The organism is Burkholderia sp. Bp9142, assembly GCF_003853415.1.
In the GTDB taxonomy this organism is placed as follows: Bacteria; Pseudomonadota; Gammaproteobacteria; order Burkholderiales; family Burkholderiaceae; genus Burkholderia.
Map to the genome: position 1 here is coordinate 1 of NZ_QTPP01000042.1, position 25,292 is coordinate 25,292.

Annotated in this window: 17 protein-coding genes and 1 pseudogene; 5 read left to right on the top strand and 13 right to left on the bottom strand. The window is 66.1% G+C overall.

Going from position 1 to position 25,292, the window contains the following annotated elements; all coding sequences use genetic code 11:
• Window positions 1-46 precede the first annotated feature (46 nt).
• The 7 genes from DIE22_RS31565 to DIE22_RS31595 all read right to left on the bottom strand — a co-directional run bounded on the left by DIE22_RS31565 (window position 47) and on the right by DIE22_RS31595 (window position 10,147).
• Window positions 47-3,118: a peptidase domain-containing ABC transporter gene (locus DIE22_RS31565; RefSeq protein WP_124606883.1), complete on the bottom strand. Its 3,072-nt coding sequence runs from the start codon at window positions 3,116-3,118 to the stop codon at window positions 47-49.
• Between the two features lie 18 nt (window positions 3,119-3,136).
• The gene (locus DIE22_RS31570; protein ID WP_124501575.1) at window positions 3,137-3,889 is read right to left on the bottom strand and encodes a peptidylprolyl isomerase; all 753 of its coding nucleotides are present in this window, start codon (window positions 3,887-3,889) and stop codon (window positions 3,137-3,139) included.
• 99 nt (window positions 3,890-3,988) lie between these two features.
• Window positions 3,989-5,398 carry an HlyD family efflux transporter periplasmic adaptor subunit gene (locus tag DIE22_RS31575; RefSeq protein ID WP_124606884.1) on the bottom strand — a complete coding sequence of 470 codons (1,410 nt, stop codon included), beginning with the start codon at window positions 5,396-5,398 and terminating at the stop codon, window positions 3,989-3,991.
• Complete coding sequence (locus DIE22_RS39255) at window positions 5,376-7,244, bottom strand: FHA domain-containing protein (protein WP_124606885.1); 1,869 nt, start codon at window positions 7,242-7,244, stop codon at window positions 5,376-5,378. Before DIE22_RS39255 ends, DIE22_RS31575 begins: the two co-directional genes overlap by 23 nt.
• 191 nt (window positions 7,245-7,435) lie before the next feature.
• Complete coding sequence (locus DIE22_RS31585) at window positions 7,436-8,863, bottom strand: efflux transporter outer membrane subunit (protein WP_124606908.1); 1,428 nt, start codon at window positions 8,861-8,863, stop codon at window positions 7,436-7,438.
• A gap of 387 nt (window positions 8,864-9,250) precedes the next feature.
• Complete coding sequence (locus tag DIE22_RS31590; RefSeq protein WP_124501572.1) at window positions 9,251-9,676, bottom strand: DUF4399 domain-containing protein; 426 nt, start codon at window positions 9,674-9,676, stop codon at window positions 9,251-9,253.
• A gap of 42 nt (window positions 9,677-9,718) precedes the next feature.
• Complete coding sequence (locus DIE22_RS31595) at window positions 9,719-10,147, bottom strand: DUF4399 domain-containing protein (protein WP_124501571.1); 429 nt, start codon at window positions 10,145-10,147, stop codon at window positions 9,719-9,721.
• Between the two features lie 393 nt (window positions 10,148-10,540).
• Between DIE22_RS31595 and DIE22_RS39365 the strand changes: the two are divergent.
• Window positions 10,541-11,167, top strand: a pseudogene (locus tag DIE22_RS39365) (caspase domain-containing protein); the annotation flags it as partial.
• Window positions 11,168-12,406, top strand: coding sequence for a formylglycine-generating enzyme family protein (locus DIE22_RS39370; protein ID WP_409410205.1), 1,239 nt, complete (start codon window positions 11,168-11,170; stop codon window positions 12,404-12,406).
• Window positions 12,407-12,500: 94 nt separating this feature from the next.
• Here DIE22_RS39370 and DIE22_RS31605 read toward each other — a convergent pair whose 3' ends face one another.
• Complete coding sequence (locus tag DIE22_RS31605; protein ID WP_124606886.1) at window positions 12,501-13,736, bottom strand: S53 family peptidase; 1,236 nt, start codon at window positions 13,734-13,736, stop codon at window positions 12,501-12,503.
• Window positions 13,737-13,770: 34 nt separating this feature from the next.
• Window positions 13,771-15,903: a polysaccharide deacetylase family protein gene (locus tag DIE22_RS31610; RefSeq protein ID WP_124606887.1), complete on the bottom strand. Its 2,133-nt coding sequence runs from the start codon at window positions 15,901-15,903 to the stop codon at window positions 13,771-13,773.
• 598 nt (window positions 15,904-16,501) lie between these two features.
• On the opposite strand from DIE22_RS31610, the gene DIE22_RS31615 reads away from it, so the two are divergent.
• On the top strand, window positions 16,502-17,257 hold the full coding sequence (locus DIE22_RS31615) for a M35 family metallo-endopeptidase (protein ID WP_124606888.1): 756 nt from the start codon (window positions 16,502-16,504) through the stop codon (window positions 17,255-17,257).
• A 305-nt stretch (window positions 17,258-17,562) separates the two neighbouring features.
• Here the strand turns inward: DIE22_RS31615 and DIE22_RS31625 are convergent, their stop codons facing one another.
• From DIE22_RS31625 to DIE22_RS31635, 3 genes are all read right to left on the bottom strand, one after another.
• Complete coding sequence (locus DIE22_RS31625) at window positions 17,563-18,006, bottom strand: RcnB family protein (RefSeq protein WP_260426808.1); 444 nt, start codon at window positions 18,004-18,006, stop codon at window positions 17,563-17,565.
• A gap of 198 nt (window positions 18,007-18,204) precedes the next feature.
• Window positions 18,205-18,915: a response regulator gene (locus DIE22_RS31630; protein WP_124606890.1), complete on the bottom strand. Its 711-nt coding sequence runs from the start codon at window positions 18,913-18,915 to the stop codon at window positions 18,205-18,207.
• The gene (locus tag DIE22_RS31635; RefSeq protein ID WP_124606891.1) at window positions 18,905-20,386 is read right to left on the bottom strand and encodes an ATP-binding protein; all 1,482 of its coding nucleotides are present in this window, start codon (window positions 20,384-20,386) and stop codon (window positions 18,905-18,907) included. Before DIE22_RS31635 ends, DIE22_RS31630 begins: the two co-directional genes overlap by 11 nt.
• Before the next feature lie 220 nt (window positions 20,387-20,606).
• On the opposite strand from DIE22_RS31635, the gene DIE22_RS31640 reads away from it, so the two are divergent.
• A complete protein-coding gene (locus DIE22_RS31640; RefSeq protein ID WP_124501564.1) occupies window positions 20,607-21,329 on the top strand; it encodes a winged helix-turn-helix domain-containing protein in 723 nt (240 codons plus the stop codon).
• A gap of 108 nt (window positions 21,330-21,437) precedes the next feature.
• Here the strand turns inward: DIE22_RS31640 and bamA are convergent, their stop codons facing one another.
• Window positions 21,438-23,750: an outer membrane protein assembly factor BamA gene (gene bamA, locus DIE22_RS31645; RefSeq protein WP_124606892.1), complete on the bottom strand. Its 2,313-nt coding sequence runs from the start codon at window positions 23,748-23,750 to the stop codon at window positions 21,438-21,440.
• 393 nt (window positions 23,751-24,143) lie between these two features.
• On the opposite strand from bamA, the gene DIE22_RS31650 reads away from it, so the two are divergent.
• Entirely contained in the window at window positions 24,144-25,256 is a 1,113-nt protein-coding gene (locus tag DIE22_RS31650) for a porin (RefSeq protein WP_124501562.1), read from the top strand.
• Window positions 25,257-25,292 lie beyond the last annotated feature (36 nt).

Sequence of the window (25,292 nt, forward strand, 5' to 3'; positions counted from 1 at the left end):
GCATACGAGATCGCGGAGTTGCCGAATCCGTGCGGGTCGAAGAGTTTCATGCGGCACCCAGCTGTTTCTGCACGAGCTGGAAATACATGCCCTGGAGGGCGACCAGCTCGTCGTGCGAGCCCTGTTCGACGATCGCGCCTTCGTACAGGACGAGGATCTTGTCGGCACGCATGATGGTGCTGAGCCGGTGCGCGATGATCACCGCCGTGCGCCCTTGCAGGATTTCGTGCATGTTCGCGAGAATGTTGCTCTCCGACTGCGTGTCGAGCGACGATGTCGCCTCGTCGAACACGAGCAGGCGCGGGTCGTGATACAGCGCGCGCGCGATGCAGAGCCGCTGGATCTGGCCGCCCGACAGGCCGACGCCGCGCTCGCCCACCACCTGCTCGTAGCCGAGCGGCAGTTTGCTGATGAATGCATGCGCGTCGGCCATCCGGGCGACCTCCTCCATGCGGCGCCAGTCGGGGCTCGCGTCGCCACATGCGATGTTCTCGGCAATCGATCCGGAGAAGACCAGATTGGACTGCATCACGTAACCGATCTGCGCACGGTAGCAGGCCTTGTCGATCGCGCTCATGTCGTATCCGTCGACCACGATCTTGCCGTCCGTGGGCGCATAGAATCCCACGAGCAGCTTCGCCAGCGTGGTTTTTCCCGAACCGCTGCGCCCGACGATGGCCACCATCTCGCCACGCTTGATCGTGCAGTTGATGTTCTCGAGCACGTAGGGCGTTTCGTTGCCGCCGTAGCGGAAATACACGCCGTCGAAGCCGATGTCGCCCTGCAGGTCGGGCAGCAGCACGCGTGAGGCCAGTTCGGACGGCCGCTGCTCGGGCTCGATGTCGAGGACGTCGCCGAGCCGCTCCATCGCCACCGCCGCGTCGTTCATCAGGCTCCACATGCCGACGAGTCCCATCAGCGGCGCCAGCACGCTGCCCATGAACGCATTGAAGGCGATCAGTTGCCCGATGCTGAGTTCGTGCGCGAGCACGAGGTTCGCACCGACCCACAGGATCACGATGGTGGTCGCCGCATTCAGCAACTGGCTGCCCAGCGTCACCAGGATATTGAATGACTGCGCACGGTACTGGACGTCGAGCGCCTTCGCATACTTGCGCTCCCACTTCAGCCGGACCGACCGCTCGATGCCCATGCCCTTCACGGTCTCGACGCCGCCGAGCGTCTCCATCAGCAGCGACTTCGCGTCGGTGGACGCGGCAAACATCTCGCGCGCATAGCCTTTCAGCCTGGGCGTCGCGAGCGCCGTGAGCACCATGATCGGAATCACGAAGGCGATCAGCACGAGCGTCATCTTCACGTTGTACAGAAACATGATCGTGAAGTAGATGAAGATCATCAGAAGATTGAGCGCGGTGGTGACGGTGGACTCCGTCAGGAACGCCCGGATCGTCTGGTTCTCCTGGAAGCGCGCGAACACGTCCCCGCTCTTGCGGCGCGCGAAAAACGAGTAAGGCAGCGACATCGTATGCTGATAGAACTGCGACATCATCGCGAAGTCGAGACTGCGCACCATGAAGTTGGAAAGATGCGCGCGGATCGTGGTCATCAACTGGGTAAACACGTGCGAAATGACGAGCCCGGCAATCAGCAGGTGCAGCAGGTTGACGTTCTGGTGCACGACTACCCCATCCAGGATGCTCTGGATGATGAGCGGCGGTATGACGCCCAGCACCTGGATCACGAACGTCGCCAGGAACAGATGCGCGAGGATCTTCCGGTAAGGGCGCAGATAGCCGATGAAGCGCACCCATGGCGAACGTGACTCGGCCGGCGCCGCGGCCGGCCCGCTCGCGGTAAACAGCAGGCAGGTGCCGCTCCAGCCGCGCTCGAACGCCTCGACGCTCAGCTTCCTGAAGCCGAGCGCCGGATCGGCGATACGCACCCACGACTTCGACACGCCGTACACGACGACGTAGTGGTATCCCTCCCAGTGCACGATGAACGGCAGGTCGAACCCGAGCAGCGCCTCGTACGTGCACTGCACGCCGCGCGTCGCGAAGCCGACCGCCTCGCCGGTGCGCGCGAGACTGTCGAGCGTCGCGCCCTGCGTCGTCACGTTCGCAAGATCGCGCAGCTTGCCGAGCGTCATCGCGACGCCGTAGTGACGGCAGATCATCGCGAGGCACGCCGCCCCGCAATCCATTTCCTCCGCCTGCTCGACCAGCACGAAACGCTTGATCATGCGCTCGCCGAACGCGGCGTCGGCGCCGATATCGATCTGCAGCGGGTGGCGGCGCCGTTCGGCGAGTTTCTTCTGCCGCGTCAGTTCCTGCTCGCCGAAACGGATGCGCTCCTCGAGCACCTCGCGCAATTTCGGGTTGCGCTCGAGCATGAAGTGCACGGTCTTTTCCGGAATGACGAGCAGGCGCGTATCGGTGACGGCGGTGACGGTCGCCGCCTGCTCCTGCCGCAGCAGGCACGCGCGCTCGCCGAAGATCTCGCCTGCGCCGAGCGTCGCGAGCGGATAGTCGTTGCCGCCCTCGTGGCACGACACGCTCACCTCGCCCTGGCGCACGACATACAGCCGGAGGTCGCCGCCCGGCCCCTGCCGGACGATCTCCTTGCCGGCCGGCACGCGCTTCACGCCGACGCTCGACACGTACTCCTCGAGTTCGGCGCGCGTCAGCTTGCCGCGCAGGTCGAACAGCCGCGTCACGAAACCGCCGGCCGAGCTGATCGCGACATAGCTCGTCACGAACGACTGCGCGGCGGGATTGTCGCGCAGGATCGGCTCGATCGCGCTGCGCGGGATGCACAGCACCTCGGTCTTCGTCGACGCGCGCACCGACACCTCGTGCCAGTAGTCGCGCAGCATCGCCATTTCACCGAACACTTCGCGTTCCTTGCGCACGCCGACGCTGGTTTCCTTGCCGCGCTCGTCGGCGATCAGGCGCACGGAACCGAAGCGCAGCACATACAGGCCCTCGGCCGGTTCACCGCGATTGCAGACGGTGTCGCCGAACGCGTAGGTGCGCACCTGCGCATGGGCGGCCATGCGATCGAGTTCGTCGGGCGAGAAGAGCGACAGCGGCTCCACCGACGCGAGAAACGCCGCGAGCGACGGGGTGCTGGCCGGGGCGGGGGCTTGTGCGTCCATCGATGCGATTCTCCGTGATCAACGTGCCTCGATGATGTGTTCCTGCGCGCGCTCGGCGAGCCACTCCTCGCGCAGCAGGCGGCGCACCTCCGACGCGACGTCGGCGTCGAGCGCGGCCGGATGCTTCGCGGTCACCGAGAAGATTTCGAAGAACGAGCCGTCGGGCGCCGCGAACGGCCCGAGCAGGTCGCCCACGTGCGCGTTGAACACCTTGGCCTCGATATCCGTCTTCAGCGAGCCGCGCAGCACCTTGCCGATCACGCCGCCACGCTCGCTCGTGTCGGCGATCGAATGCTCGCGCGCCATGTCGCCGAAGCAGCTCGGGTCGTCCTCCAGGATCGCCATCATTTCGCGTGCCTTGCCCTCCGAATCCAGCACGACGTGGCTGACCTCGATGCTGTCGAACTTCGGCGAATTGAGCTTGAAGTACGCTTCGACGGCTGCATCGCTGCACACCGTGTCGAGCGTCTTTTCCTGGTACAGCGTGTCGGTGATGAAGCGCTCGAACTCGTCGAGACTCACGCCGAGCACGTCCAGGTAGCGGTTCATGTCCGCGGCGCGGTGCAGGCCGCGCACGCGGCGAAACTGGTCGGCACGCTCCTGGATTTCCTCCGGCGTCACCTGCATGCCCATCTTCCGCGCCGCGATCACCGTCAGCCGGTCGCGAACCTGCTGTTCGACGAGGCCCTCGAACTGCCCGGTGAGCTTCAGCACGCGGATGAAGTCGTCGGTGCCGATCACCTCGTCGTCGATACGCACTATTGCCGTCATCTCGTTCCCCTTGATCCTGTAAGCGGCGATCGTCCTGATTCGCCGCCGGTGCCTCGCGTCCCCGCTTGCCTGCATTCCGCGACGCCGTGTCAGTCCACCTCAGCCCGCGATCTGCCTGAACGGGTCCAGCGCGAACCCGATCAGGCGGCGCTCGCGCACCACGATTTCCGCCGTGGCCGTCATCCCGTAGCGCAGCGGGTATTTCGTGCCGGCAATCGTGTACGCGTTGCGCACGAGCGCCACGCGGCCTTCGTAGACGGGTTCCTTCGTCTGCGCCTGCGGCTTCGTCGCCGGCGAGATGTATTCGAGCGTGCCGTCGATCACGCCGTAGCGCTGATACGGAAACGCATTGAACTTGAGCTTCACGGCCAGGCCTTCATGAAGGAACGCGCGGTCCTGCTCCGCGATCGCGACCTTCACCACCGGCCGCGCATCGGACGGCGCGATGCTGCCGAGCGGGGTGTTGGCGAGAATCTTGTCGCCCGGCTGCGTCGTGGTCACATCGGTGATCACGCCGGAGACCGGCGCCAGCACGAGCAGAAAATTGTCCTTGTCGATGTTCTCGAAGCGGATCCGCGCGGCGGCATCGGCTGCGAGGCGCGCCGTCTGCACCTGCAGGCGCAGCTTCTCTTCGGTGTTCGCGACGTCGCGCACGGTCGCGTCGTACTGGATGCGCAGCCCGGTCAGCGTCTCGCCGCTGCCCTCGAGTTGCGCCTTCGCCTGCGCGAACTCGTGACTCTGCTGCGCCTCGAGCTGCGTGAGCCGCGCCTGCGCGACGCGGTAGCTGTCCTGGGCCTGCAGGTACGCGCTGCGCTTCTGCTCCACCTGGCTCTGCGACACGCCGCCGCCGCCCGGCAGCGCGAACAGGCGCGCGTACTTGTCCTGTTCGTCCTTCGCGAGATCGAGCGCGTGGCGGGCGTTGTCGATATTGCTGCGCGCTTCGTCGATCTGCGCACGCTGCGATTGCGCGAGCTTGCTGGTGCCTTCGGCAATGCGGTTCTGGTGCAGGTGCTCCTCGACCTCGATCTGTTGCTTCAGTGCGTCCGCCTTGCGCTCCATCAGCTGCTTCTTGTCCGGAAACTGCTTCCATTCGCGCTCCGCGTCGTCGAGCTTGAGGCGCGCATCGAGCGCGTTGGTCGCCGCCTCGATCGCGCCGCGCGCGTTGATCCGGCCGATCACGTCGTTCTTTTCGACCGGCTGACCCTCGGCGATATAGATGTCCACCAGCTCGCCGTCGACGGGCGCGTAGATGCGGCGCACCTCGGACTCCGGCGCGAGCGCACCCTGCGCGGTCACGATGACGTCGGCGCGGCCGACGAACGACCACAGGAGTGCACACACGACGAGCCCTGCCAGCGCGATGATGGTCGCCTGCGTGAGCCGCCACGGCCGCGCCGTCAGGATCGCGATCCCTTCGGCGCTGTGATCCTCCAGCGCCTCGCCCAGCGAACGTGGCGGCTCCGGCGGCGGCGCCTGCCGCGCGCGCTTAAGGAGACTGTCGAGCTTCACCGCGCCCTCCCGACGAAGCGAGCCGTTCCAGCGTCGCGACATGTGCAGCGAATTGCGGCGTCGCGAAGCGGAACTGCTTGAGGCGATCCAGCACGGCCGGCCCATGCCCGGCCCGCGCGTCGCTCTCGAACTGCAGGTACTGCTGCAGATCGGCACGCACGGCGTCGAGGCCGCCGAGGCGCGGATAGCGCTGCTCGTTATCGGCAAGCAGCGCCGGGAGACCGTCGAGCCGGTCGTCGTCGAGCGCCGACGCGATCGCGCGCTGCAACCGCTCGAGCGCCGCCACATAGACGGAGTTGTCGCTTTGCAGCCGGCGCAGCTGACTGAGCGCGTCGGCATACAGCACGCTGAACGCCGGAACGTATGACGAAATCCGGTCGAGCTGCCGCTGATGCGCGCCCGGGTCGTCGTTCCAGCGGCCGGTCAATGCCTTGATCGGCGCTTCGTCGCGATAGATGCGGATCGGTGCTTCCGCCCCGCCGTGCCCGGCCACGAACGCCTGCAACTCGCCGATCCACGCAACTTCCTCGACGAGCGGCCGTGCGTCGGGGTTATGGCGGGCCAGCGTGCGCATGTCCTGCACGACGGCACGGGCGCGGTCGAAGGCGCGCACGTTCATGGCGGCGATCCAGTCCGGTACTTTCGACCGGATGAGCGCCTCGGTACCCGGCGCGAGGAACGCCGAATCTTCCGGATGGCTCGCGAGATGGCGGTCGGCAAGTTGCGCCGCCTGCGCGGTGTCGCCGCGCGCCAGCAGCGCGTGCATCTCGCGCAGCGGCGCGTCCTGGAAATACAGCGTCGCGAGCAGCAGGACGGCCGCCGCGAGCAGCCCGCCGCTCCACCAGCCGAGCCGGTGCAGGTCGATGTGCCCGCTGCCGCCGAACGCCTCGCTCAGCTCCGACAGGAAGACTTCGATCCTGGCGCGCCGGTGGCGCGCGTCATGCGCGGTTTCGGCGGCGCCATGCGCGGCGTGCGGGTTGACCTCGTCGTCCTGCTGTACGGCCGGAACCGTGCAGAAGATGTCGAGGAACGAATGCGCGGTATCGACGAAGGTCGTCCGGTCGGGGTCCGCGGCGGCCGCATTCGCGGCGGCGCCGGGCGCCGACGCGGCCGTCACGGTGGAGTCCGGCCCGGGTTCGCGCTGCACGCCGACGCGATAGACGAAATGGTCGCCGCCGAACGCGAGCATCGCGCCGTCGCCGAGCGGCGCCGCATGCTCGTCGAGGCGCCGGCCGTCGACGAACGTGCCGTTCGTGCTGCCGAGGTCTTCCACGAAGACCTCGCCGTCCTGCACGTAGATGTGCGCATGCCGGCGCGACAGGTAGTTGACCTGATGCGGATACGCGTTCCGGTAGCAGGCGAACGTGTCGTCGGTCTTGCTCACGAGGAACGGGAAGGCGGTAATGATGACCGGTTGCAGGCCGAGATCGTCGCGCTCCGGCGCCAGCGTGACCACGGCCGGCCGCGCCGGCTGACGCGTCGCGCGCGGCACGAACGCGACGCGGTACGCCAGCGCGCCGGCGAATCGCAGTTCGTCGCCGTCGCGCAGCAGGTGCGGCTTGTCGCCGACATCGACACCGTTGACGGCCGTCCCGTTCTTGCTGCCCAGATCGGCGACATAGGCCGCGCTGCCTTCAAAGAAAATGCGCGCATGCCGGCGCGACAGGTCGGCGACCAGTTCGGGCCGCGCGGACGCGAACGGCGTGTTTGTCCGCCCAACGGCGAACAGCGCCTTGTCGATCCGGATCTCGCTCAGTTCCGGATGAGAAACCGGCTTGAGCACGATGTCGAACTGCCGGTCGAGCGCGGCCTGTTTCTCGGCAATCGAAGCGACGTCTGGAACCATGATTCGACCAACGATCGACCTGCGCCCGCCAATGGGCACGCGGCGCAGGAAACGCGACGCGCTTTCGAACCACCCGTGTGACGCCGCGCCGCCAAGGCACGTGGCGGCGCGATCGTGAAAAAAGTTTAGGCGACGGATGGCGGTAGTCAATCGGCTGCTACCGATTGCGCGGCTGCGCAGGGCTGGCGTGTTCATTGCATCGCTTGCCGAACCGGCTCGCTGCTTGCATTCGAGATTTCGACCGCGCGCCAGCCGCCGCCGATCGCCTTGTAGAGCGTGACCGTGTCGCTCAGAATCTGCTGATGATTCGCGAGCAGCGCGAGTTCCGCGGACGCCACCGAGCGTTCCGATTCGAGCACCTCGAGCTGCGAGACGAGCCCTTCCTTGAGCTGCGCCTCGACCTGTGCGGCGACGGTGCGCAGACGCTCGCCCTGCTGCTGAAGCTGCACGCGCTGCTGCTTGTGCGCGTCGAGATCGACGAGCGCGTTTTCCACTTCCTTGAACGCGGTGAACACGGTCTGCCGGTACTGCTGCTCGGCGACCTTCGTCTGCGCGTCGGTCGTCTTGATGTGCGCACGCACGCTCGGGTCGAACATCGGCAGGTTGATGCTCGGCAGGAAGCTGAACGTGAATGCCTTGAAGAGATCCGACAGCGCAAACGCCGCGGTGCCGCCGCGCCCCGTCAGGCTGATCGACGGCAGTTGCGCCAGCTTCGCCGCGCCCACTTCGTCATACGATTCGAGCACGCGATACTGCGCGGCGACGACGTCCGGCCGGCGCGCGAGCAGTTGCGCGGGCAGCCCCATCGGCACGTCCGGCAGCTTGACGCGCTGCCGGAGATGGCCGGCAGGCAATCTGAATTCGCCGGCCGGCACGCCCAGCAGCGTTGCCAGCGCGTTCTCGGCGGTGTCGCGCGATCGGTGCAGTTCGATCAGCTGGTTCGCCAGCCTGTTGATCTCCGCGCCCTGCCGCAGCACTTCCGTCTGCGGCGCGACGCCGTTCGCAAACATCGACTGGTAGATCGCGAGGATCCGCCGGTTCTTGTCGAGCGTGCGCTGCTCCTGTTCGATCTGGTCGTCGAACTGGAGGATCTCGAAGTACGTGCTCGACACGTCGGCGACGAGCGTCAGGTAGCCCGCGCGCCAGTCGGCCTCGGTCGCGTGATATTCGGCCTTCTGCGCCTGCACCCCTTTCTCGACCTTGCCCCAGATGTCGATCTCCCAGTTCACCTGGCTGCCGAGGTTGTAGGTCCTCGACGGCGATTGATGCGTGTTCTTCTCGAAGTCCACGCCCGCGCCGAGGTTGGCGCTCGGCAGCGCGCCCGCCTGGACTTCGCCGACCTGCGCGCCGGCCACGCCGATGCGCGCCGCCAGCACCTTGATGTCGACGTTGCCCGCGATGGCCTTGTCGATGAGCGCGTCGAGCGTCGGATCGTCGAAGCTCTTCCACCATTCGGCATTGACCGTGTCCGACGCGGTTACGGGCCCGTGCGCGTGCGCCCACGTGGTCTTTGCCGGCATCTCCGGGCGCTGGTAGACGGGCATGTTCAGGTCCATGCAGCCGGACAGCAACGCCGCGCATGCTCCGGCGGAACCGGCGATGCGGGCCAGCGACCGCATGAGACCGCGGCAGTTGCGCGAGGCAGTCGGCGACAGGTGGGTGTTCACGATCGACTCCTTGGGAGGAACGCGGCGACGATGCGGGATCGGGCGGAGGTGTTGGTGTTCGTGCTGCAGCGTTGCACGCTCGCGTCTCATGCTGCATGGGGCGTGCCAGCTGCTCGCGGGATCCGCGGAAATGTTGCCGGATGGCTTGCCGGCGCGGGGCCGGGCGACGACGACGGCAGGTGGCGCGACGTGTGCGGGGCGCACGGATCAAGGATGCGTGATGGGTCGTCGCCGACAGTTCCGGCCCGGGATGTCGGGAATGTGCCGACACTTGCACGCGCGCGACGGGCGGCAGCGTTGCCGCCCGAAGCTCGCCCGCTCGCGCGAGCGCGCGCGACGTCACTTCACGTAGATCGTGATTTTCTTCGAGTAGATGGGGGGATTTTGCGGCACGTGATTGGCGTCGCCCATCAAGAGCTGCAGCGTGTGCTTGCCCGGCGGAAGTTCCAGCGTGGTTTCGGTCTCGCCCGCGCCGAAATGCAGGTGATTCCGGTCGGACGGAATCGGCTGGTCCATCGGCGGCAGGTCCGTATCGACCAGCAGGTGATGGTGGCCCGTGTTCGGAAACTGCACATGCGACGGCGCGACCCCCATGTCGCGCAAGCCGAACCACACCCGGAACGGACGTCCGGCCGGCAGCACCTGGCCATCGTTGGGCCATCCGATGTAGACGACGGCCTTCGGGGGATGCGTGCTGGTCTCTGCAGTCGTCGCCCCCGTCCATAGCAGCGTCACGGCAACGGCGAAGAGGATGAGCTTGTTCATGGCGGCAATTCCCGGTTCATGCGGCAGGCGCGGCATGGTGCGCTACTTGACCGTGATCGTGATCTTCTTCGAGTACACCGGCGGATCGTGCGGCACGTGGTCGTGGTCCCCCATCAGCATCTGCAGCGTGTGCTTGCCGGGTGGCAACTCGATGCGCGCCTCGGTTTGACCGGCGCCGTAATGGAGGTGATTCCGGTCCGACGGTATCGGCTGGTCCAGCGGCGGGAGATCGGTATCGACGAGCAGATGATGATGGCCCACGTTGGCCCGCTCGATGCCTTTCGGGCAGATGCCCATGTTGCGCAGGCCCATGCGCACCCAGAACTTGCCGCCCGTGATCGTTGCACCGTCCGACGGCCAGATGATGTATGCCTCGGCGCCGGGCGGCGAAGGCGTACGCCCGGCGGCAAACGTGATCCTCGGCGCCAGGACGGTGGCGGCCAAAGCCAACAACGTAGCCCTTCTTCGCATCGTGTTGCTCCTCGCGTTGGTGGCGGCGCGCGGCGTCGGACAGTGGAGCGTGTCTAACAGCTTAGGACGTAATCGACAGGAAGACACATAACGATGTCCCAGGGTGATGGGCCGGCCGCGATGCGCGGACGCGTATGTTGTTTTTTGCAAAACCCGCGGGTGGATCCGGTGATCGCCGCGGATCGCACGTGCTATCTTGAATGTGTCCTGGCCGTGCCCGCCGCAAGCCGGCATTGCGCTCGCCGCGACCGGACACCCGGCAACGGCTGCGCTCCGCCTTCGGCACCTCGTCCGACGGCGCACCCTGGGGGGCCGAATATGTGGCGAATACTCTTGCCCGCATGCCTGCTTGCGTCGATCTCGGTGGCATCGAGCACCTGCTCCGGCGAGGACATGCATCCTTTTGCGGTGCCGCCGGCAGCTTCCGCGCGCGCCGGCTCGATCGAGCCGCATCGCGTCGCGCTCGTGATCGGCAACGGTGCATATCGCGACCATCCGCTCGCCAACCCCGTCCATGACGCCGATGCGATGGGCGATGCGCTGCAGGCGCTCGGCTTCGACGTCATCACGTTGCGCAATGCGACCCGTCGGCAAATGCTCGACGGGCTTGCCGCGTTCGAGCGCCGCATCGCGGCCAGCGGCACCGGGCTGGTCTATTTCGCGGGCCACGGCGCCAGCGCGGGTGGAACGACATGGCTCGCGCCGGTCGATGCCGACGTCGGCTCGCCGGCCGGCCTGTCGCGAACGGGTATCGACCTGCAAACCGTGTTCGATGCGACGTCGCGGCCACACGGCGACCGCATTGATCTGATCATTCTGGATTCCTGCCTGATAGCGCCCCCCGGTGCCGGCAACGTGGCGGCCCGCAAGCCACCGCCGCATACGCTCGTTGCCTACGCGGCCGCGCCTGGCGAAGGCGCGGCCGACGGTGCAACGCATGGTGTCTACACGGCGGCGCTGCTGCGGACGCTCGCGTTGCCGGGGCTCGGTATCGCACAGGTCCTTGACCGTGCCGGCGCGATGGTCGAACGCGCCACCGGGCATCGGCAGATACCCTGGATCGCGTCTTCCCTTTCCGATGCGGCAGCAACGTCTGCGCTCACCGGGTCGCGTCGTGCCGGAACCGGCGTGGTGCATTCCGGCGGTGGCACGGAGCAACGATCCGACGTGCTGGCCGACGTCGGCGTCGTCGCACTCGATAGCCGGGGCGTGATGCCGAAAGACAGTGCCGAACAGTACGAAATGACGTTCTGGGAGTCGATCAAGGACAGCAAGGAGGCGGGCGATTACGAGGCCTATCTGAAGACTTACCCGAACGGCCGCTTCGCGCAGTTGGCGCAGGCCCGTCTCGCACGACTGCGCGCGACCGCGCCCAAGGCGCCTGCGGCGTCCGCGCCCGCACCGACGGCGAGCCCCACGCCGGCACCCGCCCCCGCTTCGGCGCCGGCGCCTGCGCACACGCCCGGCTCACCGCCGAAGGCACCGCCTCCCGCCGCGGTGGCATCGCCATCGGCACCTCCGCAGAAAGGGGGCGCGGCGGCCGCCAATGAAATCCGGGATTGCCCGGCATGCCCCGCCATGCTGGCGGTCAGTCCAGGGACGTTCGCAATGGGCAGCAATGCGGGCGATCCGTCGGAAAAACCGTCACATCGCGTGACGCTCGATCATTCCTTCGCGCTTGCGAAATACGTGGTGACTGTCGCGCAATGGAACGCCTGCCGCGACGCAGGCGCCTGCCCGCGCCTGCCCGGCGACAGCAATACGGTCGCGAACGCGCCCGCGCGCGACCTGAGTTGGGACGATGCGCAACTGTACGTGAAGTGGCTGTCGAAAATAAGCGGCAAGTCTTACCGGCTGCCGACCGAGGCCGAATGGGAATTCGCGGCGCGTGGCGGCACCGCAACGCGCTACTGGTGGGGCAACGAGATGCGCCCGGGCAACGCGAACTGCAAGGACTGCGGTCCGCCGTGGCGTGCCGATGCACCGGATAACGTCGGCTCGTTCGCGGCCAATCCGCTCGGTTTCTACGACATGGCGGGCGGCGTGTGGGAATGGGTCAGCGACTGCTGGCACAACTCGTACAAGAATGCGCCTGCCGATGGCCGCTCGTGGGACGAGCCGAACTGCCAGGTACGCGTCATCCGCGGCGGCTCGTGGAGGGATGGTGCGGCCTACATGCCAGTCTCGACACGCTTCAAATACGACAGCAGCGTCCGTTTTTCGGCAAACGGGTTTCGCGTGGCCCGGGACCTGAAGTAGATCGAACATGGCGAGCCATTCGCCAATCCGATGACTGACCCGGGCCGGGAAGCCGGTCATGCGCGCCGTCGAGCGTTCGGCGCGCATCGCCGTGTCAAGGTGCGGCGATCAACGCCTGGACCAGATTGGCGGCCATCGGGCGCCCGAGGCCGGTGACGTAGTCGTATCCGACCGCCGCCGTGCAAAGCGTGCCGCATGCGCCGTTCGAGCCGCTGACGATGTCGCGGAAGTTCGCCGCGTAGGCGCCCGATGCGAGCCCGTACAGCACGCTCTGGATCGCGCCCACCGCGTTCAGCGTCGTCTTGCCGCGCGCGATGCGCAAGCTGTTCGCGATCGCGATCAACGCGGACCATTGCGGTGCGCCCGCGCTCGTACCGCCGACGACGAACCAGCCGCGCTGCCCCGCGTAGCCGTACGAGTTGTAGACCGCGAAGCCGGATGCCGGGTCGCTGTGGTACGCGACATCGGGCACGCCGCGCAGCCCGAGGCTATCCGATGGCGTCCCGAAGTTCGACTGATACGTCGGCTCCGCCTCGACCGCGCTCTGTCCGCCGCCGCTGCCGGCCCATGCCGTTTCGCCCGCGTAGGCGCCGCTCGCATCGGTCGCGATCGACGTGCCGCCGACGCCCAGCACATACGGCGACGCGGCCGGGTAGTCGATGCCATTACCACCGTCGCCGGACGCAGCGACGAACGACACACCGTTCGCGCTGGCGAACTGCCCGTCGAATTGCGTCTCGGCCAGGAATTCGGGGGCCCCCCAACTGATCGACACGACCTTCGCGCCGAGCCCGCCCGGGGCCGGACTCGTCGCGAGCGCGATCGCGCTCATCAGGTCATCGAGCGAACTCGATGCGGCTTCGACCAGCACGATCCGCGCATTCGGTGCGATCGCGTGCGCCCACTGCACGTCGAGCGAGCTCTCGATCGCCCACAGTGCGTCGGGCGGAGGCGGACGCTTGTCGGGTGTCGCGTACACCTTCGAGAAGCAGCGCGGGGACGCGCACGGCGGCAGGCCGAACGTGCTGCTGAACAATCGCAGGTCCGCTTCGGCGTTCGGGTTGTCGTACGCGTCGACGATCGCGATGACCTGATCGTCGCCGCCGTAGCCGCGGGCCGGCAATTGATCGAACCCGTAGAAACGGCGGATCTGCTGCGGCGACAGGCCGACCGGGTTCCGTTTCGCGGATCCGTGCAGATGGAGCGGCGGCCGTGCAAACGCGCGCGGCGCCCGGGCCGCGGACTGCGCGAACGACACGCCGAGCGTGAGCGCGACGCTCGCCGATACGACGAGCATGCGCAGCCCACGCGTGAACGAAGCGCGCTTCATGGTGTTCCCCCGATGGCGAACCAGCCGACGTGCGTCAGTGCGCCTTCGCGCTCGTGAACGACAGCGACTTGCCCGTGCCCGCGATGACCAGCCAGTTGTTCGGATCGGTGCTCACGACTGTCGCGCTCCCGCTTTTCACGCTCGGCAACTGGTACGTGCTCTTCGGCAACAGCCAGGTCATGTCCTGCAGATTCGCCGGATGCGTCGCGCTGAACGTCCAGCTGGTGCCGGTATCGGTCGCCGTCCAGTTCACCAGCAGACGGCGCCGGTCGAACTGCGTGAGCTGGTCCATCGTGAACCACTTGAACTGGCCGGTCGTCGCGAGCGACGCTGCATAGCTGAGCAGCGTCGTGACGACGTTCGGATACCACGACGCGCCCAGCGGGTGCATGTAGATCAGCCGGCTCGTGCGGTTCGCGACGACGAAATCCATCAGCGACTGATACCAGTTCTGGACGTCTGTCGTCGGCACCGCGAATTCCTGGAACTCCTCGAACGTCGCATACTTGCCGAACGGCATCACCGGAAACGCCCAGATGCCCGGATTCAGCAGCGAACCGTTGCGATACGCGCGCGTTTGCGCATTGCCGGTATGGCCGGTGAAGTAGTAGCCGGAATAGCCGTTCGACTCGAGCCAGTTCACCGCCCACGTCGGCGTGTTGCCTTCCGGTGCCGCCCATTCGACGTCCGGCTTGCCCGTCACCGACTGGATCGCATTGTGGTTCAGCACCAGATATTGCGTGAACGTGCTCGCGTTCGTTTCGCTGGCGTTCGCCCCCCAGTAGTCGTGCGCCCAGCCACCGTGACTGCCGACCTTGTGCCCGCGCTTGAGCAGGAACGCGACCAGCTGCTTCGCCGGCGTATTGTTCGTCAGGTTGATCCCGAGCCGGTCGCCGAGTGTCACGTCGTCCGGACCGGCCGTCATCACGATCGAGTACGGGCCGCTGTTCCAGACGCCGAAATTCTTCAGGTACTGCGCCGGCTGGATCTGGTCTGCCGCGCAGAAGTGCCAGTTCAGGACCATCCCGGCCTGGGCGCGCGGCTGCAGCGACAGGTGCGGCATCGACAGGATGTTCGTCGTGAAGTAACGCAGGAAGCCGTGGATCGGCATGCTGTCGGTTTGTCCGTCGAGATACGCGAGCGGCAGGTTGACGAACATCACACCGCCGTTTCCATACACCTGATAGCCGGCGACGAGACCGAAGTTCGGTGACGTCAGCAGCGTCGTGCCGGTATACGTGCCTTGCGTGACGTAGCTCGGATAGGTGAGGAAGCCGTATACGTAGCCGGAAATTCCTTCGAGCACGTCCGTCGTCGCGGATGGCGAGGCAGTCACGAGCGACGTCGCACCCTTCACCGCCGTCGATACCGACGACAGCGTCGTCGATGTCGGCGAATACGATCCGGATCCGACCTTGCCCCCCGTCGACACGCGCCCGAGATTCAGCGGCAGGCCGCTCATGCGCCCGTTATCCATCTTGTACGTGAAATACGCCTGATGGTTGTAACCGGCAAGCCCGCCCGGGTTCGACGTGCTCGGCTGCAGGAAGAGCAGTTGATTCGTCGTCGAGCCGCTCGACGTGCTCGACGTGGTCGCGGCCAACGCCGCTGCGGTCGTCGTCGAGCCGGACCATGTCATCGACTTCCCGGGTGGAATCTGCAGCGCGCGCAACGTGCTCCCCATCCCGGTCACCGGACCGAGGCCGATCATGCTTCCGCCGAACGTATCGTAAAGCACGTAGTTGACGCCGGCCATCGAGCTGAACCGCGATTGACCGGCCGGATAGAAGCCCGCCTCGTTCAGTACACCGAAATCATAGACGAGCATCACGCGCCCGCCGTTCAGCGCGTAAGTCTGGATTGCGGTCACGAGCGTATCGTCGGCGGTCGTATGCACCTGGTCCGGCAGGATGAGCCCCTGATACTGCTGCAGCGACGTTCCGCCCTGCTTGAATTGCGTGTCGCTGATGAGCGAGATCTGCAGTCCCTCCTCCGCCGCCGAATCGAGCCACGCGGACACACGCGGGTCCGGCAGCGTGAAGTTGTCCGGCAGCAGCAACAGCAACTGGTTCGACAGTGCGCTTGCCCGACCGGGTGCGAACGTCATCACGCAAACGGTGAAGACGATCAGAAGGGCTCGTAGGGTTCGAATCGACTTGGCCAACATTGTGCTCTCCCGTCGGAGGTGGGATGACTGCCGATGCCCAACACGTTGCTGCCGGCGCGTTTCACACATCGTGATCGAGCGGCCGGCATCCGGGCCGTGTGACCCCCATCGGCTAGCGGCGGCGAGCGAACGTGCCGCGTTTCGGACGCGGCCCCGGCGACGCATGCACGTCGATTCGTCGGACGATCACGAACGCGCGCGCGGCTATCGTTTCCACCACAACCCGTGAAGCTAACAACGTGCCAGTCTCGCAACCACGCCGCCGGGACAGCCTCCGGCCATGGAATGCGCCGGGCACGGGAAAATCGCGCCAAAAACGTTACAGCGTCGATACGGCGTGCGTGATAGCGCAATGGGACGGAGCCCACGGGGGGCATCGCGATGGACGATGTGATGCGATTTGGCGCGGCGTCGCATGGGACGCGCGCGATCGCCACCGGCATTTGCTGGACATCGGCAAACGCGCCCAAAAATCAACGGAAAATGATTCTGACGTGTAACACCGGCGCTGCACGCGCGTGGACTGAGTAACCGTCTCCCGAGTCGAACCGGTTGGGCCGATGCGCACGGGACGCGTTCACGGGCCCTCGAGCATGACGTGTGGCCCATTTCGACCTTCCGCTCCCGCACCTATCGTACGGGTGAAGTGACGCGCCGGCTGGCCTCGCCCGGCGTCCGAACCCGACGCGATGCCGATCAACGATACAAGGAGCACGAAATGAGACTGTCTTACCTGACTGACGTGACCAGGAAGGTTTCCGAGGGATCACTGCAACAGGAGGTGCTGGATGCCACCGACGCGGCATTCGGTCGCCTTCCTGACGATCTCGATCGCATGGCGCAATTGCTCGCCGCACCGGACAGCACGATGTCCGCGCGGATCGCATTCCTGTTCGGCCGCGCCGACGAGACGACGCTGAACGGCGTTCGGCGCGTCATCGACCGCATGCGGCAGGTCATCTCGCGCAAGATCAGCTGGAGCTGCACGTGGTCCAAGCGAGGGCAACCCGACTACTACGCGTATGTCTTCACGAACGTCGACCCGATGCAGGCGGGCCAGTTGTTCGTCTATCTGGACGAGCGCTACAAGCTAGCGGAAGAGGACGGGCTCGACAATCGCTACCTCACGCTCGCGCATGAATTCTCCCATCTCGCCGCGAAGACGCTCGATCACGCGTACGCCCACGATTGCTTCTGGACGCCCGGCAAGCCCATGGGCAACTGCATCCGGTGGTCCGAGCACGTTTCGTTGACGCCGTACGACCCGGATCGCGCGGTCGAGAATGCGGACTGCTACGGCTATCTCATGGCGGCGACGTTCCGGCGCACGGGAGCGCCTTGTCCGACGCCGTAATGTGCCACGGACCGAAATCGAATCACGCCGGCCGGCGGGCCACCGCCCGCTCCGGCTCTCCCTGCGGCACGACCAGCACCGCCACGGCGTCAGGCCAGTCTCGATGACCGCGGCACGGCAATCGCGCCCTGCGGGCCGCCGCCGGGACCGCCTCCCCCGCCGCCGTATCCACCCGGACCGCCGGGGCCGCCGGGGCCGCCGGGGCCGAAACAGTACGGCCACCAGCAGCACCCGCCGAGCATCAGCATCAGTGCACTCAGACCGACGATTGCAAGCGTTTTTCTCATGGCTGTCTCCGTTGTCGTTCAGTGATGCGGGCCAAGCAGGACGCCTGCGATCACACCGGTCGCGATCGTCGCCAGCACGAAGTCGCCATTGACCTGCAGCCACTGGTAACCCGCGGGTGGCGGCTGAAGATCATGTGCCTGCCAGTCGTCGAGCACGTACTTCTGTCCACGGTAGTCATTCGGCACGCGGCCGCCGCGATGCCAGTCGCTGTGCGGAACCGGACCGGCCACGCGATGGGGCGGTCCATCGGGACGATCGGCATGCGCACCTGGCGGCGGCCCGTTGGGACGGCCTGCACGGTCTGCGGGCGGCGGTGCGTCCGGTCGGCCCGGATTGTCATGCTGTGGATGGCCGGAGACTGCGTCGGGGCGATCGCTGTCCATGCCTTGTTGCGCGAACGTGGCAAGCGGCATGCTTGACATGGTCACCGCGACGAGAAGAATCGTTGCCTGCTTTTTCAAGATGTTTGTCCTCCCGGAAGCAAATACGACACGGCGTATGCTCCCAAAAGCACGCACGGGAATGGTTACGGCGGATTACCCCGGACTTCCGCGCATGACCTCGCCGCAACGAAGCCGGCAAGCGCTTCGGCCGGCCGGGCGCGATCGAACCCGGATCGCTCGCAGCGCGAGCGATCCGTCGGTCGGACATCGTGGAGATCAGCTCCCGTCGCCTTCGAGCTCGAACCGGTATCCGACGCCGTAGATCGAGCGTATGAAGTCGTGATCGGGACGCACGGCCTGCAGCTTGCGCCGCAGGTTCTTCACGTGACTGTCGACGGTCCGGTCGGTCACGACCCGGTGGTCGTCATACAGCCGGCGCAGCAACTGGTCGCGCGGATAGATCCGCCCCGGCGTCGATCGCAACAGCGACAGCAGTCGCAGCTCGACCGGCGTCAGGTTCAGGTCCCTGCCGTCGAGCCGGGCGATGTGATGGTCCGGATCGACGACGAACGCGGAGGGTTCGCCGGCCCGCGCCGGGCGGATCGTGCCGTCGACTCGCCGCAGGATCGCCTTGACCCGCGCGACGACCTCGCGCGGACTGAACGGCTTGCACACGTAATCGTCGGCGCCCAGTTCGAGGCCGAGCAGGCGGTCGATCTCGTCGACGCGCGCGGTCAGCATGACGATCGGCACCGCCGAAAACGTGCGCAGCTCCCGGCAGACGTCGAGCCCGCCGCGGCCCGGCAGCATCAGGTCGAGCAGCACGAGCAACGGCTCGTGCCGCTGCACGTGGGGCACCACCTCGCGCCCGTCCGCAAGGATGCGGGTCTCGTAGCCCTCCGCCTTCAGGTAGTCGGCGAGCAGCGCCGACAGTTTCGGCTCGTCTTCGACGATGAGGATATGGGCGGGTGTCGCGTCAGTGTTCATGGTGCAAACCGGCAAGAGGAAAGCGCATGCGAATCCACAGCCCGCCGTACGGCGAGCGCATGGCGGCGATCGTACCGCCATGCGCGTCGACGATGTGCTTGCACAGCGCAAGCCCGAGCCCCGAGCCGCCGCTCTGCCGGCTGCGCGATGCGTCGACGCGGAACAAGCGGTCGAACAGATGCGGGAGCAGCGGCTCGGGGACTGCAGGGAACGAGTCCTGCACGTCGACATTCAGCCAGCCGTCGCCGGGTTCGACCGCTATGCGTACCTTGCCCCCCGGATCGGTGTAGCGCAGCGCGTTTTCGAGCAGGTTCTGCATCAATTGCGTGAGACGGTACGGATCGCCGGAGATCTGCACCGGCTCCGCCGGAATCTCCAGCTCGAGATCGAGCCGCTTCGACGCGAGCCGCTCGCGGAACGCCTCGGTCGCCCCCTCGGCAAGGTGCGCGAGATCGACGGGCAGGCGCTCGAACGTCAACGCGCCGATGTCGGCGAGCGACAATTCGTGGAGATCGCTGATCAACTGGTTCAGCATCGAAATTTCCGCCTGTAGCGACGCGAACGTCGCCGCGCTCGGCGGACGGACACCGTCTTCGAGCGCCTCGAGCTCGCCGCGCAGGATCGCGAGCGGCGTGCGCAGTTCGTGCGAAATGTCGGCGATGAAATCGCGCCGTGCCCGCGCGGACGATTCGAGCGATGCGGCAAGCTGGTTGAAATCGCCGGCAAGCTGGCCGAACTCGTCGCCGCCCAGTTCGGGAATCCGCACCGTGTAGTCGCCGCTCGCGAGCAGGTGGCCCGCGTCGACCATGCGCCGCACGGGCGCCAGGAACGCGCGGGTGAGCACGACCGCGAGCAGCGCCGCCAGCAAGGCCGCCGCGCCGACGATGATCCAGGTCATCCGGAGCTGCTCCGCCCGGAATTGCAGATCCGCGGCATGGAACGGCCCCCCACGGTCGTCGGCAAACAACCAGCCGACCGTCTTGCCATCGACCTTCAGCGGGCGCAGCGGCGCACCGGGCGGCGGTGGCGGCCCCATGCCCGCGATGCGCCGGCGGTCGGCGTCGTACAGGATCGCCGGCGGCCCCCTGCGAAAGTCGGGCGCCACGGGATCCGGCAACGCACGCCGCTCAGGCGGCGGGGAAAATTCCCCGGGCCCGGCGGCCGGCGCGTCCATCATCTTCGGCGGGCCCGGCGGACCGGGCGGCACATCGAACGGACCGCCGTCGATCGCATCGATGAACCCGGCCCACGCACGTGGGCCGTCGGTCACGAACGTCCAGTTCCGATGCGCCGCGTACGTCCGTTCGAGACGTTGCGCGAGCTGGTCGCTCCGTGTCGCGTTGCGGCTCGTCACGTAGTCGCGAAAGTTGTTCTCGAAGCTGATCCGCTGCGCCACGCCCATCGCGACTGCCGCAACGGCGCACGGCACGAGGATGGCGAGGAACAGTTTCGATGCGATGCCAAGTTTCATAAGCGATTTAGCGCGCCTGACGCGCGTCGTGCCGGGATTGTCCCCAAATTGGATCGGCGCGTGGCGCCCCCCGCGCGATTTCCACAATTTCTCCTCAATTTACCCATTCTCATTCCCCAATTGCTTTCTAAGCTGCCACGCATTCGGCATCGCGACGCATCCCGCCATCCGTCGCAATACGCCGCGCCCTCCTTTCGACCATCCATACCGTCGATTCGCCATGACTACCCATATCCTCGTCGTCGAACCCGACCAGATCGTGCGCGACATGCTTCGTGCCTGTTTTCACAAGTACCAGATCGAGATGTCCGTCCTGTACGATCCATCGTTGCTGCTGGACCGGATGGAGAAAGAGATACCGTCCGCCATCGTACTGCGTGCCGGCCAACCGGTCAGCGACGCCCACGGGACGATCGGCCGCTTGCGCCAGGCCGGCCACGACATGCCGGTGATCGTGCTCAGCCGTTCGCCGGACATCGCGGACAAGGTCCTCGCGCTCGAGTTCGGTGCGGACGATTACCTGGTCGACCCGATCAACCCGACCGAGCTGGCCGCGCGGATTCGCAGCGTGCTGCGACGCTTCAACGCGAGCCCGCAGGCAACCCCCGAAATACGGGAGTGCTACCGGTTCGGCGATATCGAAGTGGATTTTCTCGCCCGGCGCGTCTACCGGGCCGGCCGCGATCTCGGCCTGCGCGAGAGCGAATTCGCGCTGCTCAAGGTATTCGTCCTGCATCCGATGCGTGCGCTGTCCAGGACGAACATGCTGTCGCTGCTCGGCAAGACCGAGCTCGACCAGTCGGAACGCGGGCTCGACGTGCTGGTGTTCCGGCTGCGCGCGCTGATCGAGCAGGCGACGGACAGCCATCGCTACATTCAGACCATGCGCGGCAAGGGCTACATTTTCGTGCCGCACCCGGCGTCGTTGCGGTTCAGGAATTGACCTCCGCTGTAGCGGCCGCCTCCCGATACCTGATACCGGTTTACCGATCCCCGCGCCGGACACCCTGACGGCGCCCGTCCGATCCGGCGGGCGTCGTCCCGGCCCGGGTCAGAACGACGTGCCGATCTGAAACTGGAACTTCTGATACTTGTCGTCGCTGTGGCGCACGATCGGAAAACCGAGACTCAACTTCAGCGGTCCGATCGGCGAGATCCACGACAGCCCCGCGCCATACGAATATCGCAGTCCGTTCGCGCCCGTGCTGCTGCCTTCGTTGCCCCAGACGTTGCCGCCGTCGACGAACGTGAACACGCGCAACGTGCGGTCGTAACCCGATCCCGGCAGCGGAATCGACAGCTCGATGTTGCCCACGACGAGCTTCGATCCGCCGATCGGGTCGCCGGTCTTCGTGTCGCGCGGGCCGAGCGAACTCGTCTCGTAGCCGCGCACGGAGCCGATCCCGCCCGCATAGTAGTTCTCGAAGATCGGGTACGGCTTGCCGCCCAGGCCGGCGCCGTAGCCGCCCTGCACGTTGAAACCGAGCACGTAGCCGCGCGCGAACGAATAGTAATACTGGGCATTGACGTCGGCCTTGTAGTATTGCGTCTTCGTCGCCGGCGTCCCGTATTCGGACGACGCCTGCATGTAATAGCCGCGGCTCGGCGTCAGCGCACTGTCGCGCGCATCGTGTGACCAGCTGACCGATACCGGCACGGTGGTCGACACGTTGCCGAACGAATTGACGTAGTCGAGATAGCTCTGCGGCGTGCTCGAATCCGTCGTCAGCCGGTGCTGCTCGATCCCCGTGCCGAAATAGACCCTGTCCGTCTCGGAGAACGGAATCCCGAACTTCAGGTTCGCGCCGGCGGTAACGATCCGGAAGCTGGTGTCGCTCGACGACGAGTAATAGAGCGGAAACGTCGTCCGGTAATAGACGCTCGTGATCCGCTGGATGCCGTCGATCGTGAAATACGGGTCGGTCTGCGTGACCGTCAGCGTGCGGTAGCTCTTCGCGGTATTCACCGTCACCCCGAGGCTCGTGCCCGAACCGAATACGTTGTCCTGCGTCACGCCGGCGGTCAGCACGACCTTGTCCGACGACGACAGGCCGCCGCCGAGCGTAATCGATCCGGTCGGTTTTTCGGCGACCTTCACTTGCAGGTCGACCTGATCCGGCGTCCCTTCGACCGGTGCGGTCGACACGTCGACATCGGTGAAGTAACCGAGCCGGTTGACCCGGTCCTTCGACAGCGTGATCCGGTTCGAGTCGAACCATGCGTCCTCGAACTGGCGCATCTCGCGGCGGATCACTTCGTCGCGCGTGCGCGAGTTGCCGACGATGTTTACGTGGCGCACGTAGACACGCTTGCCCGGATCCACCGCGAGCGTCAGCCCGACCCGGTGCGTCGCCTGGTCGATATCGGGCTGCGCGTTCACTTTCGCAAACGCATAGCCGTACTCGCCGAGCTTGTCGACGATCGCCTTCGTCGCCTGCTGCAACCTTTCGGCCGAGAAGCGCTCGCCCGCCCTCACGGTCACCAGCCTGCGCAGTTCCGCGTCGCGGCCGAGGAGATCGCCGGACAGCCGGATCGCCGATACGGTGTACGGTTCGCCCTCGTGAACGGAGAGCGTCAGGTACATGTCCTTCCGGTCCGGCGAAATCGAGACTTGCGTCGAATCGATGGTGAACTCCAGATAGCCGCGGTTCAGGTAGTACGCGCGGACGTTTTCGAGGTCGCCCGTCAGTTTCTCCTTCGAGTACAGGTCGTTCTTCGTGTACCAGCTCGACCACGTCGGCGTCGACAGCTGCATTTCCCCGAGCAGCGTGTTCGTGGAGAACGCCTTGTTGCCGATGAAGCTGACCTGGCGGATCTTGGCGCTCGGGCCTTCCGCGACCGAGAACAGCAACGCTACGCGGTACGCATCGAGCGGCGTGACCGTGGTCTTCACCTCGGCCGCGTAGTACCCGCGCGTCAGGTACTGGCGCTTCAGCTCCTGCTCGGCCCGCTGAAGCAGCGCACGGTCGCAGGGCATGCCCGGCGCCAGCCCGACGGACTTCATCGCCTTGTTCAGGTTGTCCTTGTCGAATTCCCGCGTGCCGTCGAAATCGACCTCGGCGATCGTCGGCCGCTCGACCACGTCGATCACGAGCACGCCGTCGCCGATCGACACCTTGACGTCGCTGAAGAAGCCCGTCGCATACAACGTGCGAATGAGGGCCGCCCCCTGTTCTTCCGTGAACGTGTCGCCGATCCTGACCGGCAGGTACGAGCCGATCGTGCGCGCTTCGATGCGCTTGAGCCCGTTGAGGCGGATATCGCGAATCGTCGCCGGCTGCGCGCCATGCGCATAGCCGGACGCGATTCCGCCGGAGAGCAGCACACCCAGTGCGGCAAATCTCTTCAGTGCTTGATTGAACATGCGGATGATCGATGAAAGTCGAGCGGCCAAGTGTAGGAGTCGACCTTCCCGCTTCGGTTACACCGCGATCACGCGGACGTTTCCTTCGATTTCCGCATGTTTCCCGCGGGAAGACCCGCGCGGTGCGATGCCGGCACCGCACCGGCGTGCGCCGCACGTTGCGCGGCATGCCGGATACGGCGGTGGCCGGTGTGGCGGTGCGCCGCGGTCGAGCCGACGGCCGATTGCCGCCGTAACGTGCGGAAACATCTATGCACGACCGCGTAAATCTACTGAATTGCCCGTTGCGATCTAATGCGCTTCGACCGGGATCGCCGATGCCGGTCTCACGGCGAAACAGGCATCGCGAGGACGGAACCTGTTTATCCGCTTTTCATTGCTTCGGAGAATTAAATGAAAAAATCACTTCTTGCCGCCGGCGTTTTCGGCCTGTGCGCCGCAAACACGTATGCACAAAGTTCGGTGACGCTGTACGGGATCATCGATGCGGGCGTGACCTACACCAGCAACGCGGGAGGAAAAAGCAGCGTGGCGGCCACGAGCGGCGTGCTGAGCGGCAGCCGGTTCGGCCTGAAGGGCAGCGAAGATCTCGGCGGTGGCCTGAAGGCGATCTTCACGCTCGAAAACGGCTTCGACGTGATGAACGGCAAGCTCGGCCAGAACAGCCGCCTGTTCGGCCGCCAGGCGTTCGTCGGCCTGTCGAGCGACCGGTTCGGCACGCTGACGCTCGGCCGTCAATACGACTCCATCGTCGATACGCTTGGTGCACTGGAAATGTCGGGGATTTCTCATCCGTACGACAACGACAACGTCCAGGATTCGTTCCGCGTCAACAACGCGGTCAAGTATCAGAGTGTGGACTACGGCGGTCTGACGTTCAGCGGCCTGTACGGCTTCTCGAATTCCACCGGCTTCTCGAACAATCGCGCATACAGCTTCGGTGCGTCCTATCACTACGGCGGCCTCAACGTCGGTGCGGGATACCTGAATCTCGGCCGCCCCGGCTCGACCACCAATACGAGCGGCGCGGTGTCCGACGACACGACGTTTACGGCCAGCGGACAACGAACCTGGGGGCTGGGCGCGAACTACTCGTTCGGCGCGGCGACCGTCGGCGCGCTCTTCACGCAGACGCGCCTGAGCGGCCTGATCGGCATCGGCGCCTCCGCCTCGGGCACGTCGGACGGCCTGTCGTTCAGCAGCGGCGGCGCACGCTTCAACAACTACGAGGTGCAGGCGCGCTACAACTTCACGCCCGCGTTCAGCGTGACGGGGGCCTATACCTATACCGACGGCCAGATCGACGGCGTGCGGCCGAAGTGGAACCAGGCCGGCCTGACGGCCGACTACGCGCTGTCGAAGCGCACCGATGTGTATCTGCGGGGCGTGTATCAGCACGTGCACGGCGCGGGCGACAGCGGCATCACCGCATCGATCGACGGGCTGAGCGCATCGAGTTCGAATCACCAGGCGATCGTCACGGTCGGCCTGCGGCACAGCTTCTGACCGGTTGACGCATACGCCGCGCTTCGGCGCGGCGGC

Coding starts and splice junctions, on each gene's coding strand:
- DIE22_RS31650 (WP_124501562.1), top strand. CDS start 24,144: ATGAAAAAATCACTTCTTGCCGCCGGCGTTTTCGGCCTGTGCGCCGCA.
- DIE22_RS31630 (WP_124606890.1), bottom strand. CDS start 18,915: ATGAACACTGACGCGACACCCGCCCATATCCTCATCGTCGAAGACGAG.
- DIE22_RS31610 (WP_124606887.1), bottom strand. CDS start 15,903: ATGTTGGCCAAGTCGATTCGAACCCTACGAGCCCTTCTGATCGTCTTC.
- DIE22_RS31640 (WP_124501564.1), top strand. CDS start 20,607: ATGACTACCCATATCCTCGTCGTCGAACCCGACCAGATCGTGCGCGAC.
- DIE22_RS39370 (WP_409410205.1), top strand. CDS start 11,168: ATGGTCGAACGCGCCACCGGGCATCGGCAGATACCCTGGATCGCGTCT.
- DIE22_RS31585 (WP_124606908.1), bottom strand. CDS start 8,863: ATGCGGTCGCTGGCCCGCATCGCCGGTTCCGCCGGAGCATGCGCGGCG.
- DIE22_RS31605 (WP_124606886.1), bottom strand. CDS start 13,736: ATGAAGCGCGCTTCGTTCACGCGTGGGCTGCGCATGCTCGTCGTATCG.
- DIE22_RS31590 (WP_124501572.1), bottom strand. CDS start 9,676: ATGAACAAGCTCATCCTCTTCGCCGTTGCCGTGACGCTGCTATGGACG.
- bamA (WP_124606892.1), bottom strand. CDS start 23,750: ATGTTCAATCAAGCACTGAAGAGATTTGCCGCACTGGGTGTGCTGCTC.
- DIE22_RS31595 (WP_124501571.1), bottom strand. CDS start 10,147: ATGCGAAGAAGGGCTACGTTGTTGGCTTTGGCCGCCACCGTCCTGGCG.
- DIE22_RS39255 (WP_124606885.1), bottom strand. CDS start 7,244: ATGGTTCCAGACGTCGCTTCGATTGCCGAGAAACAGGCCGCGCTCGAC.
- DIE22_RS31570 (WP_124501575.1), bottom strand. CDS start 3,889: ATGACGGCAATAGTGCGTATCGACGACGAGGTGATCGGCACCGACGAC.
- DIE22_RS31635 (WP_124606891.1), bottom strand. CDS start 20,386: ATGAAACTTGGCATCGCATCGAAACTGTTCCTCGCCATCCTCGTGCCG.
- DIE22_RS31565 (WP_124606883.1), bottom strand. CDS start 3,118: ATGGACGCACAAGCCCCCGCCCCGGCCAGCACCCCGTCGCTCGCGGCG.